The 15,998-nt window shown below is 66.1% G+C and carries 17 protein-coding genes; 7 read left to right on the top strand and 10 right to left on the bottom strand.

What is annotated here, in order from left to right; all coding sequences use genetic code 11:
• Positions 1-55 precede the first annotated feature (55 nt).
• From IE224_RS16280 to IE224_RS16295, 4 genes are all read right to left on the bottom strand, one after another.
• Positions 56-601 carry a 5-formyltetrahydrofolate cyclo-ligase gene (locus IE224_RS16280; RefSeq protein ID WP_191311879.1) on the bottom strand — a complete coding sequence of 182 codons (546 nt, stop codon included), beginning with the start codon at positions 599-601 and terminating at the stop codon, positions 56-58.
• Positions 598-1,989, bottom strand: coding sequence for a magnesium transporter (gene mgtE, locus IE224_RS16285; protein ID WP_191311881.1), 1,392 nt, complete (start codon positions 1,987-1,989; stop codon positions 598-600). The genes IE224_RS16280 and mgtE overlap by 4 nt, the downstream gene beginning before the upstream one ends.
• A complete protein-coding gene (locus tag IE224_RS16290) occupies positions 1,986-2,780 on the bottom strand; it encodes an inositol monophosphatase family protein (protein WP_191311883.1) in 795 nt (264 codons plus the stop codon). Before IE224_RS16290 ends, mgtE begins: the two co-directional genes overlap by 4 nt.
• Before the next feature lie 137 nt (positions 2,781-2,917).
• Positions 2,918-3,277, bottom strand: a complete 360-nt coding sequence (locus IE224_RS16295; RefSeq protein WP_167621442.1) for a helix-turn-helix domain-containing protein — start codon at positions 3,275-3,277, stop codon at positions 2,918-2,920.
• A gap of 187 nt (positions 3,278-3,464) precedes the next feature.
• Between IE224_RS16295 and IE224_RS16300 the strand changes: the two genes are divergently transcribed.
• The 3 genes from IE224_RS16300 (at position 3,465) to IE224_RS16310 (ending at position 6,719) form a co-directional block, all read left to right on the top strand.
• Entirely contained in the window at positions 3,465-4,421 is a 957-nt protein-coding gene (locus IE224_RS16300) for an NADPH:quinone oxidoreductase family protein (protein WP_191311922.1), read from the top strand.
• Positions 4,422-4,536: 115 nt separating this feature from the next.
• Positions 4,537-5,283 (top strand): Bax inhibitor-1/YccA family protein, encoded by a 747-nt coding sequence (locus tag IE224_RS16305; protein WP_167621443.1) that lies wholly within the window; start codon positions 4,537-4,539, stop codon positions 5,281-5,283.
• A 149-nt stretch (positions 5,284-5,432) separates the two neighbouring features.
• Positions 5,433-6,719 (top strand): solute carrier family 23 protein, encoded by a 1,287-nt coding sequence (locus tag IE224_RS16310; RefSeq protein ID WP_191311885.1) that lies wholly within the window; start codon positions 5,433-5,435, stop codon positions 6,717-6,719.
• 6 nt (positions 6,720-6,725) lie between these two features.
• Here IE224_RS16310 and IE224_RS16315 read toward each other — a convergent pair whose 3' ends face one another.
• Both IE224_RS16315 and IE224_RS16320 read right to left on the bottom strand, forming a co-directional pair.
• Positions 6,726-7,997 carry a hemolysin family protein gene (locus IE224_RS16315; RefSeq protein WP_167621445.1) on the bottom strand — a complete coding sequence of 424 codons (1,272 nt, stop codon included), beginning with the start codon at positions 7,995-7,997 and terminating at the stop codon, positions 6,726-6,728.
• 135 nt (positions 7,998-8,132) lie between these two features.
• Positions 8,133-9,134 carry a TerC family protein gene (locus IE224_RS16320; RefSeq protein WP_167621446.1) on the bottom strand — a complete coding sequence of 334 codons (1,002 nt, stop codon included), beginning with the start codon at positions 9,132-9,134 and terminating at the stop codon, positions 8,133-8,135.
• A gap of 241 nt (positions 9,135-9,375) precedes the next feature.
• Here IE224_RS16320 and IE224_RS16325 point away from each other — a divergent pair, with 241 nt between their 5' ends.
• Together IE224_RS16325 and IE224_RS16330 are read left to right on the top strand one after the other, a co-directional pair.
• Complete coding sequence (locus IE224_RS16325) at positions 9,376-10,647, top strand: AGE family epimerase/isomerase (protein WP_191311886.1); 1,272 nt, start codon at positions 9,376-9,378, stop codon at positions 10,645-10,647.
• 35 nt (positions 10,648-10,682) lie between these two features.
• Positions 10,683-12,101, top strand: coding sequence for an alkaline phosphatase D family protein (locus IE224_RS16330; RefSeq protein ID WP_191311888.1), 1,419 nt, complete (start codon positions 10,683-10,685; stop codon positions 12,099-12,101).
• Here the strand turns inward: IE224_RS16330 and IE224_RS16335 are convergent.
• The 4 genes from IE224_RS16335 to tatA are packed head-to-tail and all read right to left on the bottom strand — an operon-like array spanning position 12,098 to position 14,604.
• Complete coding sequence (locus tag IE224_RS16335; protein ID WP_191311890.1) at positions 12,098-12,952, bottom strand: ATP-binding protein; 855 nt, start codon at positions 12,950-12,952, stop codon at positions 12,098-12,100. The genes IE224_RS16330 and IE224_RS16335 overlap by 4 nt on opposite strands.
• On the bottom strand, positions 12,952-13,800 hold the full coding sequence (gene tatC, locus IE224_RS16340) for a twin-arginine translocase subunit TatC (RefSeq protein WP_167621450.1): 849 nt from the start codon (positions 13,798-13,800) through the stop codon (positions 12,952-12,954). The genes IE224_RS16335 and tatC overlap by 1 nt, the downstream gene beginning before the upstream one ends.
• Positions 13,801-14,277, bottom strand: coding sequence for a Sec-independent protein translocase protein TatB (gene tatB, locus IE224_RS16345; protein WP_167621451.1), 477 nt, complete (start codon positions 14,275-14,277; stop codon positions 13,801-13,803).
• A gap of 27 nt (positions 14,278-14,304) precedes the next feature.
• A complete protein-coding gene (gene tatA / locus IE224_RS16350; RefSeq protein WP_167621452.1) occupies positions 14,305-14,604 on the bottom strand; it encodes a twin-arginine translocase TatA/TatE family subunit in 300 nt (99 codons plus the stop codon).
• 204 nt (positions 14,605-14,808) lie between these two features.
• Between tatA and IE224_RS16355 the strand changes: the two genes are divergently transcribed.
• Positions 14,809-15,429 (top strand): MarC family protein, encoded by a 621-nt coding sequence (locus IE224_RS16355; protein ID WP_167621453.1) that lies wholly within the window; start codon positions 14,809-14,811, stop codon positions 15,427-15,429.
• Positions 15,426-15,995, top strand: a complete 570-nt coding sequence (locus tag IE224_RS16360; protein WP_191311892.1) for a retropepsin-like aspartic protease family protein — start codon at positions 15,426-15,428, stop codon at positions 15,993-15,995. Before IE224_RS16355 ends, IE224_RS16360 begins: the two co-directional genes overlap by 4 nt.
• Positions 15,996-15,998: the final 3 nt, after the last annotated feature.

A 15,998-nucleotide genomic window follows, 5' to 3' on the forward strand; every position in this document is an offset into this window, starting at 1 on the left:
AAGGTCATCCCAGGCTTTTGCACAACTGTTGCAAAAGCGCGACAAGCCTGCGGATTTATCGGCAGGGGACCATGCAGCCGCGGTCGGTGACGATCAGGTCCAGGGGCTGATCGAAGGGCTCGGCGGGGATGGCGGGAAGCTGTTGCACCGCGAAGGCCAGGCCAATCGCGGCCACGGGACCGGATTCGCGCAGCAATTGCAGCGTGCGGTCGTAATACCCGCCGCCATAGCCGATGCGGTTTCCCTGCCGGTCGAAGCCTACCAGCGGCACGATCAGAACCTGGGGCGTCAGGACGGGCTGCGATTCGGCGGGATGAAAGGTGCCGAAGGGGCCGGGTACCAGCGGCTCTCCCTGCCATTGGCGAAACACCAGCGGCACGGCCTTGCCCGGCACCACCGGCAGGCAGAGGGGCCCGTCATGCGCCTCCATCGCAGGGCGCGGGTCGGGTTCCCCCCGCATCGGCCAGTATCCCGACAGCACCCGTCCCCGATGCGGCGCCAAGGCGGCGATCAGCGCCTGGGTCAGCGCGTCCTGATCCCCGCCCTTGTCACGCGCCGCCAGGGCCTGGGCGCGCAGGGCGGCCTTGTCGGTGGCGGTCATAGCAGGATCACCGTGGCCAGGCCCAGGAAGGCGAAGAAGCCCACGACATCGGTGACGGTCGTCACGAAGGTGGGCGAGGCAAGCGCCGGGTCCGCCCCCATCTTTTCCAGCGTCAGCGGCACGAGGATCCCGGCCAAGGCCGCAATGGTCAGGTTTATGATCATCGCCAGCCCGATCACCGCCCCCAGGCCGAAGTTGCCGAACCACAGATAGGTGACGGTCCCGATGGCCAGCCCGAAGATCGCGCCGTTCAGGATTCCCACCAAGACCTCGCGCCGGATCACGCGGACCGAGTTATCCTTGGTCAGCCCCTTGGTCGCCAGTCCGCGCACGGCGACGGTCAGCGTCTGCGTGCCCGCATTGCCGCCCATGGAGGCCACGATCGGCATCAGGACCGCAAGGGCCACAAGCTGCGCGATCGAGCTTTCGAACAGCCCGATCACGGATGCCGCCGCGACCGCGGTCAGGATGTTCGTGGCAAGCCAGGGCACCCGCTGGCGCGCGGTCTGCATCACGCTGTCGTTCAGGCTGGATTCGTCGCCCACCCCGGCAAGGCGCAGGATGTCCTCCTCGTGTTCCTCGTCCAGCACCGACATGGCGTCGTCGATGGTGATAACCCCCACCAGCCGGTCGTCGCGGTCCACCACGGGGGCCGAGATCAGGTGATACTGGTTGAAGACATAGGCCACGTCGCCCTCATCGGCAAAGGCGCTGATGGTGCGGAAGCTGTCCTCGGTGATGTCGCGCAGCGTCGTGGAATGGGCCGAGGCCAGCAGCCGGCCCAGCGTGACATAGCCGATGGGATGGCGGCGCGGGTCGACCAGGACGATGTGGTAGAACTGCTCGGGCAGCCAGTCCTCGGACTGCAGGAAGGCGATGGCCTCGCCCACGGTCCAGTGCTCGGGGGCGGTGACCACCTCGGACTGCATCAGCCGGCCGGCGGAATATTCGGGATAGGCCAGCGACTGCTGGACGGCGGCGCGGTCGGTGGCGTCAAGCGCGGCCAGGATCTCCTGCCGCTCTGGCTCGTCCATGTCCTCGACCAGGTCGACGACATCGTCGCTGTCCATCTCGCGGACGGCCTCGGCCACGACCTCGGGGGGAAGCTGCTCGATCACCTCGTCCCGGATCGAGTCGTCGATCTCGGACAGGATCTCTCCGTCGATCTCGCCGGAATAGAGCGTCAGGAAGGCACGGCGTTCGGCCGGGGCCAGGCGCTCGATGATGTCGGCGATGTCGGCGCCGTGCATCGGCTCCAGCAGGCTGTTCAGCAGGGCGGTGTCGCCAGCCTCGATGGCGGCGTCGATCCGGTCCAGAAGCTCTCGCCGGGGCAGGAACTCGTCGCCATCGTCCGTCTGGTCGTCGAGGATCGGTGTCTGGTCGTTCATGCCGCCCCCTGGCCGTTCAGCAGCCCAAGGGCCGCGCGGTGCAGGGCAGGGGTGGCCGCGGCGATGACCTGGCCGCCGCCTTGGGCGGGCCCGCCCTGCCAGTCAGTGACGATGCCGCCCGCCGCCCGCACCACGGCCAGCGGCCCCGCAATGTCGTAGCTTTGCAAGCCGGCCTCGATCACCAGGTCCACCTGGCCCAAGGCCAGCAGCGCATAGCCATAGCAGTCCAGCCCGTATCGCGTCAGCCGGACCTGCGCGGCGACCCGGCGGAATGCCGCGGCCTCGTCCGGGGTGCCCACTTCGGGATAGGTGGTCAGCAGCGTCGCGCCCGCCAGATTTGCCGCCTGCCGCACGGCCAGAGAACGCGCGCCGGCATCGGTCAGAAGACTGGCCTGGCCCAGGCCGCCCTCGAACCGCTCGCGTGTATAGGGCTGGTCGATCAGGCCATAGATGATGTCCTGGCCGTCCGACAGGCCGATCAGCACGCCCCAGCTTGCCGCGCCGCACAGGAAGGCGCGGGTGCCGTCGATCGGGTCGAGGATCCAGGTCAGGCCGCTTGTGCCGGGGCTTGCGCCATATTCCTCGCCCAGGATGGCGTCGTCGGGGCGCAGGCGGGCCAGGACATCGCGCATGGCACGTTCGGCGGCGCGGTCGGCCTCGGTCACGGGGTCAAAGCCGGTCTGCCACTTGTTGTCGGCCGAAATGTCGGTGCGGAAGTAAGGCAGGATGGCCGTGCGTGCGGCGTCGGCCATCCGGTGCGCCGTGTCGATGATGTCCTGCGCGTCCCGCATGGCTGCCCCCTGATCCGATCCACCACGGGTCAGGACTAACCCGAACGGGATTGCCCTGCCAGTGGCGGCGAAGCGGATTTGGCGGCGAAAGCCGTGACAGAACCGTGACGGCGCATGGGCCCGCGCCGTCGCCTTTGTCAGGCCGCGTCGGACAGGACGCGGGCCAGTTCGAAGATCTGGCGGCGCTGCGCGACCGGCATCGTGTAATAGGCGCGGACCAGTTGCAGCGCCTCCTTGTCGGCCAGGATGTCGCCCGCCACGCCTTCGGGAATGTCGCCCTCGTGCAGGCCTTCGAAGAAGAAGCTGACGGGCACGTCCACCGCGCGGGCGATATCCCACAGACGCGACGCGGAAACCCGGTTCATGCCAGTTTCGTATTTCTGGATTTGCTGGAACTTGATACCAACCTTGTCGGCCAGCTGCTGTTGGGTCATCCCGATCATCCAGCGACGATGGCGAATGCGCTTTCCAACATGAACATCAACACCGTGTTTCATCGTTACCACCTTGAACCTCGTGCAATCTAAGGAAGCAGTATCTTAACTTTCCTCAATTTTCGAGTGTTAACCTGGTTAACGGCCCCGGTTCTGACCAAAAAGACAGGTCCGACGCGGGCGGCGGTGGTCTTCTGGTAAGGGGATAAAAGACTTGGCGAAAACTTCCACGTCCGAAGGTTCGGCCCGGATCCGAATCGCAACGGTTGAACAACTGGGGGGAGATCCGGTGCTTTCGTCCGGTCCCGCGCCCAAGCCCGGACCCGACGAGGTCCTGGTGCGCGTCCGTGCCGCCGCGCTGAACTTCGCGGACCTGCTGAAGGCGCGGGGCGAATACCAGGAACGCCAGGACCCCCCTTATGTGCCGGGCCTGGAAGGCGCGGGCGAGGTTATCAGGGCGCCAAGCGGCAGCGGCCTTGCCCAAGGGGACCGGGTTGCGGTTCTTTCGCCGGGCACCCTTGCCGAGGTCGTGGCCGTCCCTGCCGCAGCCTGCCTTCCGATCCCCGCGACGATGTCATTCGAACAGGCGGCCGGGTTCCAGATCGCCTACGGGACCAGCCACCTGGCGCTGACGCATCGCGCGAACCTGCAGCCGGGCGAGACGCTGGCTGTCCTGGGCGCGGCGGGCGGCGTGGGCCTGACCGCGGTCGAGATCGGCCGCGCCCTGGGCGCGCGCGTCATCGGCGTGGCGCGCGGCGCGGACCGGCTGGAGGTGGTGCGCGCGGCGGGGGCCGAGGCGGTCATCGACAGCGCCGATTGCCCCGACCTCAAGTCCGCGCTGCGCGACCTTGGTGGCGTGGATGTGGTCTATGATGCCGTGGGCGACAGCGCGGGCGAGGCCGCGTTTCGCGCCATGCGCCCGGGCGGACGCTTCCTGGCGATCGGATTTGCCGGCGGCAAGCCCCCGGTGCTGCCGCTGAACCATGCCCTGGTCAAGAACATCGCCATCCATGGCCTGTACTGGGGCGGCTATTCCGTGCTGGATCCCCAGGCCATGTCATCCAGCATGAAGGCCCTGTTCACCATGTTCCAGGAAGGCCGCCTGAACCCCGTGGTGGGGGAGGCCATGCCCCTGGAACGGGTGGCGCAGGCCTTTGATCTGCTGCGCAGTCGCAGGTCGGTGGGCAAGATTATCCTGACAATGTAACATCTACGTAAGTCGGCGCTGCTTTGGCGCCATACCGGCATTGAATCACGCCGATATCATGCCAATATGGAGGCCATAAACCGGCCATGTCCGGCAGATCTTATGGGAGAGGTTGATGGCAGATTACAACACTTACCGCACCACGCAGAGTGTCGGCGCCCGCCAGGGTGTGATCGACGAAGGGCTGCGGGCCTACATGAACAAGGTTTATGGGCTGATGGCGGTCGGCATGGGTGTAACCGCCGTCGCCGCCTATGGCATCAGCACCGCCGCTGTTGACGCGTCGGGGCAGCTGACCCAGCTGGGAACGGCGCTTTATGCCTCGCCCCTGAAATGGGTGGTGATGTTCGCGCCGCTGCTGGTCGTCTTTGCCTTCGGGGCGGCGCTGAACCGCTTGTCGGTGCAGGCGGCGACGATGCTGTTCTATGGCTTCGCGGCGCTGATGGGCGTCTCGATCAGCTCGATCTTCCTGGTCTTCACCGGAACCTCGATCGTGCAGACCTTCCTGGTGACGGCGATCGCCTTTGCGGGCCTGTCGCTGTGGGGCTATACCACGAAGAAGGACATCTCGGGCTGGGGCAGCTTCCTGATCATGGGCGTGATCGGCCTGATCGTCGCCTCGATCGTGAACATCTTCCTGCAGTCGTCGGGGATGCAGTTCGCGATCTCGGTCCTGGGCGTGCTGATCTTCGCCGGCCTGACTGCCTATGACACGCAGAACATCAAGAACACCTATCTGCAACTGGCGGGTTCCGACCGTGACTTCCTGGGCAAGACCGCCATCATGGGCGCCTTGCAGCTGTACCTGGACTTCCTGAACCTGTTCATGTTCCTGCTGCAGTTCATGGGCAACCGCGAATAATCCCCTCGCACAGCCTGACCGCTTCGACCCCCGCCCCAAAGGCGGGGGTTTTTCCTTGTGCGGCCGTCATTGCAGGCAAGACCTTCGGCAATTGGTCTGCGCGCCCGGATCGGCTAATCCTGCCGCCAGAATCACGACAAGAGAAGACGATGGGCTATTTTCCAAACTGGCGGCCGGCCACTGGCGCGACGGTCCTTCCCGATGAACGGCTTCCCTGGGCCGCCGCCGTCCCGATGAGCCTGCAGCACCTGCTGGCCATGTCGGGATCGACGATCCTGGCGCCGCTGATCATGGGCTTCGATCCCAATGTGGCGGTGTTCTTTTCCGGCATCGGCACGCTGCTGTTCTTTGCGATCACCGGCGGGCGGGTGCCCAGCTACCTCGGGTCGTCCTTCGCCTTCATCGCCGTGGTGATGGCCGCGACAGGCTTTACGGGCGGCGGGGCCAACCCTAACATCGGCGTGGCCTTGGGCGGGATCATCGCGGCGGGGCTGGTCTATGCGCTGATCGGGCTTCTGGTCATGGCGATCGGGTCGAGCTGGGTGGAACGGCTGATGCCGCCCGCCGTGACGGGCGCGATCGGCGTGTCCATCGGCCTGAACCTTGCGCCCGTGGCAGTGGGGCAATTGAAGGGCAGCATGGCGCATCTGTTCATCGCCCTTGCCACGGTCCTGTGCATGGCGATGGTGTCGGCCTATGGCGGCCGGACGACGCGCCGGATCGCGGTCCTGATCGCGCTTGGCTTCGGCTACCTGCTGGTGCTGGTCTTCGGCAATGGCGCGGGGGTGGTGCCCGGCATCGACTTCGGCCGGGTCGGTGCTGCTGCCTGGTTCGGGATGCCGAACTTCACGACGCCGCAATTCGACTGGACCGCGATCAGCATGATCGCCCCCGTCGCCGTTGTCCTGGTGGCCGAGAACCTGGGCCATATCAAGGCGCTTGGATCCATTACCGGGCAAAACATGGACCGCTATATCGGCCGGGGTTTCCTGGGCGACGGGCTGGCCACGATGATCGCCGGGGCAGGGGGCGGGACCGGCGTCACGACCTATGCCGAAAACATCGGCGTCATGGCGATGACCAAGGTCTATTCCACGCTGATCTTCCCGGTGGCCGCCGCCATCGCGATCCTGCTGGGCCTGTCGCCCAAGTTCGGCGCGATCCTGCAGACGATCCCCGCGCCGGTGCTGGCGGGGCTGGCCGTGTCGGTCTTCGGGCTGATCGCATCCGCGATGGCGCGGATCTGGGTGGACAACCGGGTCGACTTTTCGGACCCGCGGAACCTGTTCACCGTGGGGGTCGCGCTGATCCTGGGCGCGGGCGATTTCACCGTGAACATCGGCGGCTTCGCCCTGGGCGGCATCGGCACGTCGACGCTGGCGGCCCTGGTGATCTATCAGCTGCTGGGCATCGGCCGCGACCGGCGCGCGGCCTGACCGCCATCAGGCTTCGGCAAGCTGCGACACCAGCAGCTTGTCGATCCGGCGCCCGTCAAGGTCCACGACCTCGATCCGCCAGTTGGCCAGCGTGACATGCGCGCCCACGTCGGGCAGGACGCCCGCCCGGTCCAGCACAAGGCCCGCGACCGATTCATAGCCCCGATCCTCTGGCAGCGAGATGCCGATCATCTCGGCGAACTCATCGGCGGGCATCCAGCCCGCGACCAGCCAGCTCCCGTCCTCGCGCTGCACGGCCTTGGGTTCGTCGTCGCCGGGTTCGGGGAAATCGCCTGCGATTGCCTCGAGCAGGTCCATCGCCGTCACGACCCCTTCGAAGTGGCCGTATTCGTCATAAACCAGCAGCATATGCGCGGGACTGGCCTTCAATTCCTCGATCACGCTCAGCGCGGGCAGCCCTTCGCGGATGACTGGCACTTCCTGCACCAGCGGGCGCAAGTCGGTCGTATCCTCGGTCAGAAGTTCGCGGAGGGTGATGACGCCGATGATGTCGTCGTCCGTCCCGTCGCGCACCAGAAGGCGCGACCGGCGGCTGTCGCGGAAACGCTGCAGGACCTCGGGGGCGGGGTCGGCCACGTCCACCGTCTCGACCTCGTGGCGGGGGGTCATCAGGCCGCGGGCGGATCGGTCGGCGATCCGCATCACGCCGGCGATCATCTCGGTTTCGGCGGGTTCGATGACGCCGGCGCTGCGGGCCTCGGACAGCATGACGCGGATTTCCTCGTCCGAGATGCCGCGGTCGGATTCGCCGGACTGTCCCAGCAGGCGCAGCACCAGCCGGCCCGAGATGTCCAGGATCCAGACGATCGGCGCCGCGATCCGCGAGATGAACAGGATCAGCGGAGAGATGCGGCTGGCCACACCCTCGGGCGAACGAAGGGCGATCTGCTTGGGCACCAGTTCGCCGATGATCAGCGACAGATAGGTGATCAGCACGACCACGCCGCCGACGCCCAGGGCTTGGGACAAGGCGGGCGAAAGGCCGTTCGCCATCAGTGCCGCGGACAGCCGCGCGCCCAACGTGGCACCTGAGAACGCACCCGACAACACACCCACCAGGGTGATGCCGATCTGGACGCTGGACAGGAAGCGGCCGGGTTCGGCCCCAAGTTCCAGTGCCGTCTGCGCCCCGGTGCTGCCTTCGGCCGCCATCACCTTCAGGCGCGCCGGCCGGGCCGAGACGATGGCCAGTTCGGACATGGCCAGAACGCCATTGAACATCGTCAAAAGCAGGACGATGAGAATTTCCAGAAGCATCGGTTCACTTTGTCCAACTAATCGGGCTTTACGCAATCTGCACGAAGCGCGCGCCAGTGCAAAGGCATGAAGGCCGCTTGCTGGACGGAATCGGCAGACAAGGCGCCGGTCGGGCGCCTTGCCGGTGTGTTTCGGTTACTTCGCCGACGGTCCCGACGGCAGCGGTTCCGGCTTGGTCCCGTTGGTCTTCCACAACGAGAAGACGATGCCCGCGCCCAGGATCGCGAAGGTGATGCCCAGCGACCAGGTCGGCGGAAACTTTTCCCAGCCCATCAGGTCGGCGATGAAGATCTTGGACCCGATGAAGACCAGCAGCAGCGACAGCGCATACTTGAGGTAGGCAAAGCGGTGCAGGATCGCGGCAAGGGCGAAATACAGTGCCCGAAGGCCCAGGATCGCGAAGATGTTCGAGGTGTAGACGATATAGGGATCGGTGGTGATCGTGAACACGGCCGGCACCGAGTCGACGGCAAAGACCAGGTCCGCGATCTCGATCATGATCAGGGCCAGCAGCAGGGGCGTCGCATGGCGCACGATCTTGCCGGTCTTGGGATCGGGCAGCTTCACGATGAAGTTGTGGCCGTGGAACTCGTCCGTGACATGGAAGCGGCGGCGCATGAACTGCACCAGCTTGTTGTCATGCAGGTCGTGCGAGCCTTCCTTGGTGAACAGCATCTTGATGCCGGTAAACACAAGGAACAGCGCGAACAGGTAAAGCACCCAGTGATAGTTCTCGACGATCGTCGCGCCCAGGCCGATCATGATGCCGCGCAGGATGATCACGCCCAGGATGCCCCAGAACAGCACGCGGTGCTGGTATTCCCGGGGGATGGCGAAAAAGCCGAAGATCAGCGCGATGACGAAGATGTTGTCCATCGCCAGCGTCTTTTCGACCACGAAAGCGGTCAGGTATTGGGCCGTCGCCTCGGTCCCCATCTGCCAGTAGATGAAGCCCGAAAAGCCAAGGCCCAGCACGATATACATCGCCGACATGCGGAGGCTTTCCGCAACGCCGATCTCGTGGTCGTCCTTGTGGAGAACCCCCAGGTCAAAGGCCAGCAGCGCGACCACAAGTGTGATGAACAGCAGCCACATCCACAGCGGCTTGCCGAGCACCAGCAGAAACAGAAATTCCATATTGCCCTCATCGTTGCTTTAGTGCTTCGATGCCAAGGGCTTCGTCGGTCAGGGCCACTTGCATCGAGGCACGCTCGATGCGGTCCGACATCACGACACAGTGTCGCCAGAGGGGCCCGGTCCCGCTGGGACGCAATCTGGACCAGGCTGCGACAAATTGCAAGGGGTGGATCACAAAATTGTTTGCAAGCGGTCAGCGCTGCCTGCAAGTTCGGCCCCTGAACAGCAGGGGGGCAGGATCATGGACAGGACGACCTTGGGCGGCGAAGGCGGATTTTGGCTGGACGATGCCGCCCACCGTGCTTTTCTGGTGCAGGATGCCCTTCGCGCGCTTGATGCCTTTGATGCCTGCATGGGACCGGGCGGGGGCTTCCTGCCGCTGGACGATGCGGGACGCCCGGTGGAAGGCGGCCTTCAGGAACTGCATGTGACGACGCGGCTGGTCCATTCCTTTGGGCTGGGGCATCTGGCCGGCCGGCCGGACCGGGCCGGGATCATCGACAGGGGTATGGATCAACTGTGGCGTGCCCATCGCGACGACCGGCACGGCGGCTATGTCTGGTCGCTGCGGGACGGGCAGGTGGCTGACGACACCAAGCTGGCCTATGGCCATGTCTTCGTGCTGCTGGCGGCCTCGACCGCGAAGCTGGTGGGCCATCCCGACGCGGACCGGCTGCTGGCCGATATCGCGCAAGTGCTCGATGATCGTTTCTGGGACGCGGAGGCGGGCCTGTTCCGCGACGAATTCACGCGCGACTGGCAGCCCTTTTCCCCCTATCGCGGCATGAACGCCAACATGCACGGGGTCGAGGCGCTGCTGGCCGCCTTCGAGGCGACGGGCGAAGGGGAATACCTGCGACGGGCTCAAGGGATCCTGGACTTCTTCATCGCCGGGCAGGCGGCGCGCAACGGTTGGCGCATCCCGGAACATTACGACGCGGATTGGCGGCCCGATCCGGGCTATGAAGGCAACCCGATGTTTCGCCCCGCCGGCACCACGCCGGGCCATTCGCTGGAAATGGCGCGGCTGCTGCTGCATTGCTGGGATCTGGCGGGCCGTCCGCAGGGCGACGCGCCCGCCCAGGCCCGGCTGCTGGTGGAAACGGCGCTTCGTGACGCGTGGCTGGACGGCGGAGGGCTGGCCTATACGCTGGACCACGACGGCCGGGTCGCGCGGCCCGACCGCTACTGGTGGCCCGTGACCGAGGGGATCGGCGCGCTTGCAGCCCTTATCAAGCTGGACCCGCGCCCCGAGGACGAGGCATGGTATCGCCGCCTGTGGCGTTTTGCCGATGACCGGTTGATCGACCATGACCGGGGCGGCTGGTTCCCCGAGCCGGGTGGGCCGGCCCCCGGCGCCCAGTTCCAGGGCAAGCCCGACATCTACCACGCCCTGCAGGCCGACCTGTTCCCGCTGGTGCCCGACCTGTCGCGGCTTGGCGACGCCCTGGCCCGCGACAAACCGCTGGGATCCGGGCTGGGGGGTGACATCTTCGTCCGGCCGCCTATCTAGAAACTTCAAGGGGCAGACAGGACAAGACGCAACATATGGTTCAAGACAAGGGTTTCGCGGGTCCGATCCTGCATTTTCGGGGCTGCGATGCCAATGGCCTGCACCTTGCGGCCGTCACGGTCACGCCGCAAGGCGCTGTGTCGCCCGGTTCGCTTCGGACTGCCGGGGGTGACTGCCAGCCGGTCCTGCTTGCCCAAGTCGCCGGGCTGGCAGTCTGGCGGCACGACTTTACCTTGACCACGGCCGAGGGCGGCTATCACCTGAACGGGCGCGACCACGCCGTCGTCACCCGGCTGGACGGCGACATCCGCATCGCCTTCGTGTCCTGCAACGGCGAGGAGAACGGCGACCTGGACCGCGAATCGGCCGAGCGGAACCTGATGTGGGCGCGGCTGGAAGCGGATCACCGCCGCGCGCCCTTCGCGCTGCTGTTGCAGGGCGGCGACCAGATCTATGCGGACGAGGCGACCCACGGCCATCCCCTAACCCAGGACTGGCCGGACCATGTTCCCGAAGACCCGTCGCCCGACGATCTCGACGACCTGACCCTTTACCTGCAGCGCAAGTTCGCGGAACGCTACATGATGGTGCTGGCTGCCGAAGGCTGTGCGAACCTGCTTGCCAGCGTGCCGTCGCTGTCGGTCTGGGACGACCACGACATCTGCGACGGCTGGGGATCCTTGCCGGAAAGCCGCACGGCTTCGGCGGTGGGGCAGGCCCTGTTCCGCGTGGCGCGGCAGATGTATCTGCTGTTCCAGCACGGCGCGACCGAGGCTGACGTGCCGGCGCTGTTCACTGACCCGACGGGCAGCGCCCTGGGCTGGCGGCGCGACCTGCCGGGCGCAACGCTGTTCGCGCCGGACCTGCGGTCGGAACGCCATCGCCACCGGATCATGGGCGAGGCGGGATGGAAGGCGATGGATGCGCTGCAGCCCATGGGCGATCACGTCTTCATGGTGTCCAGCGTGCCGCTGCTGGGGCCGCGACTGTCGCTGCTGGAATCGGCCATGATGATGATCCCCCGGATGCAGCATTACGAGGACGACCTTCGCGACCAGTGGCAAAGCCACGCGCATCGCGACGAATGGCGGCGGATGCTGGGCGCTGTCCTGCGGATGCGCAAGACGGCCCCCGTTACCGTGCTGTCGGGCGAGATCCACCTGGCCACGCGGGCCGAGATGGGGCCGGATGACAGCCTGGTCCACCAGCTCGTCGCCTCGGGCATCTCGCACCGCGCTCCGCCCAAGGCCTATGCGAGGGTGCTGGGGCTGTTCGCAGGCTTGGGCGATGCGCCGCTCAAGGGCCATCCGATCCGCATCAAGCCGCTGCCAGGGCAGAAGCACCGCTATGTCGCTGAACGGAACTACCTGACGCTGGACCGCCGCGCGGGACGGTGGCAGGCGGTCTGGCATCTTGAAGAAAGCGGCGATACCCCGCCCCTGCCGCTGGACTAGACCACGATGCCGTGCCGGCCGGCCAGGTCCGTGAAGAACTGCCAGGCCACCCGGCCCGACCGCGCGCCGCGCGTGGCCTGCCATTCGATCGCCTCGGCCCGCAGGGCGTCGGTCGTGATCCCCAGGCCATAGGCGTCGCAATAGGCGCGCACCATCGCCAGGTATTCGTCCTGCGAACAAGGGTGGAAGCCCAGCCACAGCCCGAAGCGGTCCGACAGGGATACCTTTTCCTCGACCGCCTCGCCGGGATGGATGGCGGTGGCGCGTTCGTTGTCGATCATGTCGCGCGGCATCAGGTGGCGGCGGTTCGAGGTGGCGTAGAGGATCACGTTCGCGGGACGCCCGCTGATCCCGCCGTCCAGCACCGCCTTCAGCGACTTGTACTGTGTATCGTCGTGGCTGAAGGACAGGTCGTCAGAAAACAGCAGGAACCGCTTGTCCGTCGCACGTCCCAGGATCGCCAGCAGGCGACCGACCGAACCCAGGTCGTCACGGGCGATTTCCACCAGGACCAGCGGCAGGCCCTGGGCCACGGCCTCGGCATGGACGGCCTTGACCAGCGACGACTTGCCCATCCCCCGCGCGCCCCACAACAGGGCGTTGTTCGCCCCGAAGCCGCGCGCGAATTGCAGGGTGTTGTCCAGCAGGGTCCGCTTGGCCCGGTCGATGCCGATCAACTGCACCAGATCGACGCGGCTGACCGTCTGCACGGCTTCCAGCCTGTCGGGATCGGGATGCCAGACATAGGCCACGGCTTCCGAAAAGCTGGGCGCGGGAACGGGGGGCGGGGCCAGCCGCTCCAGCGCCGCTGCGATGCGGGTCAGGGCATCGGTTTCGGGCACGTCCCGCATCACTCGTCCTCGACCCACAACCCTTGGGCGCGCAGTTCCTTTTCGCGCTTCTTCTCGATCTGGCGGACGATCTGGATCGAGATCTCGTAAAGCCCGTAGATGACCGAGAACAGCACAAGCTGGCTGCCCACGTCCGGCGGCGTCAGGCAGGCGGCCAGCGTCAGGATGATGACGATGGCATAGCGCCGCGTGCTGGCCAGCGTCTGCGCGGAAACAAGCCCTGCCCGTCCCATCAGCGCAAGCGCCACCGGCAACTGGAAGGACAGCCCGAACGCCAGGATGAAGCGGGTAGTCAGGTTCAGGTATTCACTGACCGAACCCTGGAAGACGATGCCTGCCAGGTTGGTGCTGTTCGCGGGGGCCGCGGCATCGTCGGGCAGCGACAGCGGCCCTTGCTGGAAGCCCAGGAAGAAGGAAAACACCATCGGCAGGATGACGTAATAGGCGAAGGCGGCCCCGATCGCGAACATCACGGGCGAGGCCACGAGGAAGGGCAGGAAGGCCCGCTTCTCGCTGCGGTAAAGCCCCGGCGCGACGAAGCGCCACAATTGATAGGCGATGATCGGGAAGGCCAGGATGAAGCCCCCGAAGAACGAGATGCGCAGCGCCACGGTGAAGCCTTCCTGCAGCTTCAACAGGATCAGGCCGCATTCCTGCCCCCGGTCTTCAAGCGCGGCGCAGATCGGGACAGTCAGGAAATTGTAGATCGGGTTCCAGACCAGATAGCACAGGATCATCGCCACCACGAAGGCCAGGGCCGACCAGACCAGCCGGGTCCGCAGTTCCTTGAGATGCTCGATCAGCGGGGCCGAGCTGTCGTCCAGCTCATCGACGTCTTGCGATGCCACTTAATGGTCCTTCATGTCCGAACGCCGGACGCCTGCAATGCGGCGGGGACTGTCCGTTGCGGCCAGGGCCGGTGCCGGCGTGGGTTCGTTCGCGGCCTGCAAGGCGGCGGGAACCGGCGGCGCGTCCATCGGCCGGGTATCGGCAGGCGCGGGTGCGGCAGGATCGGGCGTGGCGCGGGTCGTCTTGTCCAGGCTGGCCTTGGGATCCCACTGCTCGAACTTGGTGGCCGCGCGGTCCAGCGCGTCCAGCCCCAGCGACTTTTTCGAAGTGAGGGTCTTCAGGTCCTTGGTCACGTCGTTGATGCCGCTGCCCTTGGCCGCATCCTCCATCGCACTTGTGAATTCGCGCGCCATGGACCGTGCCCGGGCCGTGATGCGGCCCAGGGTGTGAAACAGCTTCGGCAAATCCTCGGGACCGATGACGATCAGCGCGATGACGCCAATCAGCAGCAGTTCGCTCCACCCGACATCAAGCATTCTGGAACCCCTGTCCCGGTTTCGGGATCAGACGCGCGTGTCGTTCTGCGGGGTCACGTCGCGGGCCTCGGTGCCCGGGACGGGCTGGGCCTGATGAACCGGCTGCACGGGCTGGGCGTGCTGGACAGGCTGGACGGGCGGAACCGGCTGGTCGAGTGCGGCATTGCGCTCGGCCTGGGTTTCCGCGTTGCCATCGTTGATGCCCTTCTTGAAGGCGGTGATTCCCTTGCCGACTTCGCCCATCAGCGAGGAAACCTTGCCACGGCCGAACAGGACCAGGACCACGACGGCAATGACGAGCAGAGCCATGGGGGACGGCATGTGCATTTCAGTTCTCCAGTTCCAGGATCAGGCCAATGACCTGGGTTCAACCAATCTGCCGGAATATAGAGCCTCGCACCCCGCAGCGAAACCCCACTTGCGGCAATTCAGGGCGCCGATGCTTGTTCTGAAACAAACTGACGTGATTTTGACATGGCGCCCGACCCGTATCCGGGTTGGCAGGACACGAGGGGCGGGCGATAAGCACCCATGGATCTGTCGCTTTATGTCACCGCCTTCGTCACGCTGTTCGTGGTGATCGACCCCGTGGGTCTGGCGCCGGTCTTCATCGCCCTGACCCCGGGGATGAGCGCGGCGCAGCGTCGGCGCATCGGCTTCCGGTCGCTGGTCATCGCGGGCCTTCTGATGATGATCTTCGGCTTTGCGGGCGAATCGATCCTGACCACCATCGGTATCTCGATTTCCGCCTTCCGCATCGCCGGAGGCTTGCTTCTGTTCCTGACCGCACTTGACATGCTGTTCGAGCGCCGGACCGAGCGGCGCGAGAACCAGGGCGACGGCGACCCGTTTCATCACGACCCTTCGGTCTTTCCGCTGGCCATGCCGCTGCTGGCGGGGCCGGGGGCGCTTGCCACGATGATCCTGCTGATGGGCGAGGCGCCGGGCATCGGCCACATGGTCATGGTGAATCTGGTGATGCTGGCCGTCTTGGCCATCGCCATGGCGTTGTTCGTCATCGCCACGCCGCTGGCCCATGCGCTTGGCCGGACCGGCGTGATGGTCGTCACCCGCCTGCTGGGGATGCTGCTGGCCGCGCTGTCGGTGCAGTTCGTGATCGACGGGCTGAAGGGATCGGGGCTGGTGCCATGACCAACGACGACACGATGCAGCTTGTCTATTACGGCGTCCTGCTGCTGGTGATCGGCGGCGCCATGATCTTCGAGCTGGCGGGCCGTGGCGGGCAGGTTCTGCGCCAGTTGATGCTGTGGGCCGTGATCTTCGCGGGCGCGGCCCTGGCGGCCGACTGGTGGATCGCCGGCAACGCACCGCGCCAGCAGATGCTGGATGGCGGCCGGATCGAGATTCCGGTGGCCCGCGACGGCCATTTCCACCTGACCGCGCAGGTGAACGGGCAGGAGGTGCGCTTCATGGTCGATACCGGCGCGTCCTCGATCGCGCTTGGTCCGGCGGATGCGCGCCGCGTGGGGCTGGACCCGGACGATTTGGCCTATATCGGCACGGCCATGACCGCGAACGGGCAGGTGCAGACCGCGCCCGTCACCATAGACGAGATCGCCATCGGCGACATCGTGGACCGCAACGTCCGCGCCTGGGTGATCGGCGGCGACCTGGACGGGTCGCTGCTGGGCATGTCCTATCTGCGCACCTTCGCCCGTGTCAGCTTCGAGGGCGACCTGCTGATCCTGGAGCGCTAGGCC

The organism is Paracoccus aerius (genome assembly GCF_014656455.1).
GTDB lineage: Bacteria > Pseudomonadota > Alphaproteobacteria > Rhodobacterales > Rhodobacteraceae > Paracoccus > Paracoccus aerius.

Bases quoted from the DNA above. Each gene is read 5' to 3' on its own strand.
- IE224_RS16335 (WP_191311890.1), bottom strand. From the start codon at position 12,952: ATGCGGGACGTGCCCGAAACCGATGCCCTGACCCGCATCGCAGCGGCG.
- tatB (WP_167621451.1), bottom strand. From the start codon at position 14,277: ATGCTTGATGTCGGGTGGAGCGAACTGCTGCTGATTGGCGTCATCGCG.
- tatA (WP_167621452.1), bottom strand. From the start codon at position 14,604: ATGCACATGCCGTCCCCCATGGCTCTGCTCGTCATTGCCGTCGTGGTC.
- IE224_RS16355 (WP_167621453.1), top strand. From the start codon at position 14,809: ATGGATCTGTCGCTTTATGTCACCGCCTTCGTCACGCTGTTCGTGGTG.
- IE224_RS16315 (WP_167621445.1), bottom strand. From the start codon at position 7,997: ATGCTTCTGGAAATTCTCATCGTCCTGCTTTTGACGATGTTCAATGGC.
- IE224_RS16305 (WP_167621443.1), top strand. From the start codon at position 4,537: ATGGCAGATTACAACACTTACCGCACCACGCAGAGTGTCGGCGCCCGC.
- IE224_RS16325 (WP_191311886.1), top strand. From the start codon at position 9,376: ATGGACAGGACGACCTTGGGCGGCGAAGGCGGATTTTGGCTGGACGAT.
- IE224_RS16330 (WP_191311888.1), top strand. From the start codon at position 10,683: ATGGTTCAAGACAAGGGTTTCGCGGGTCCGATCCTGCATTTTCGGGGC.
- IE224_RS16320 (WP_167621446.1), bottom strand. From the start codon at position 9,134: ATGGAATTTCTGTTTCTGCTGGTGCTCGGCAAGCCGCTGTGGATGTGG.
- IE224_RS16360 (WP_191311892.1), top strand. From the start codon at position 15,426: ATGACCAACGACGACACGATGCAGCTTGTCTATTACGGCGTCCTGCTG.
- IE224_RS16290 (WP_191311883.1), bottom strand. From the start codon at position 2,780: ATGCGGGACGCGCAGGACATCATCGACACGGCGCACCGGATGGCCGAC.
- IE224_RS16280 (WP_191311879.1), bottom strand. From the start codon at position 601: ATGACCGCCACCGACAAGGCCGCCCTGCGCGCCCAGGCCCTGGCGGCG.
- IE224_RS16310 (WP_191311885.1), top strand. From the start codon at position 5,433: ATGGGCTATTTTCCAAACTGGCGGCCGGCCACTGGCGCGACGGTCCTT.
- IE224_RS16295 (WP_167621442.1), bottom strand. From the start codon at position 3,277: ATGAAACACGGTGTTGATGTTCATGTTGGAAAGCGCATTCGCCATCGT.
- mgtE (WP_191311881.1), bottom strand. From the start codon at position 1,989: ATGAACGACCAGACACCGATCCTCGACGACCAGACGGACGATGGCGAC.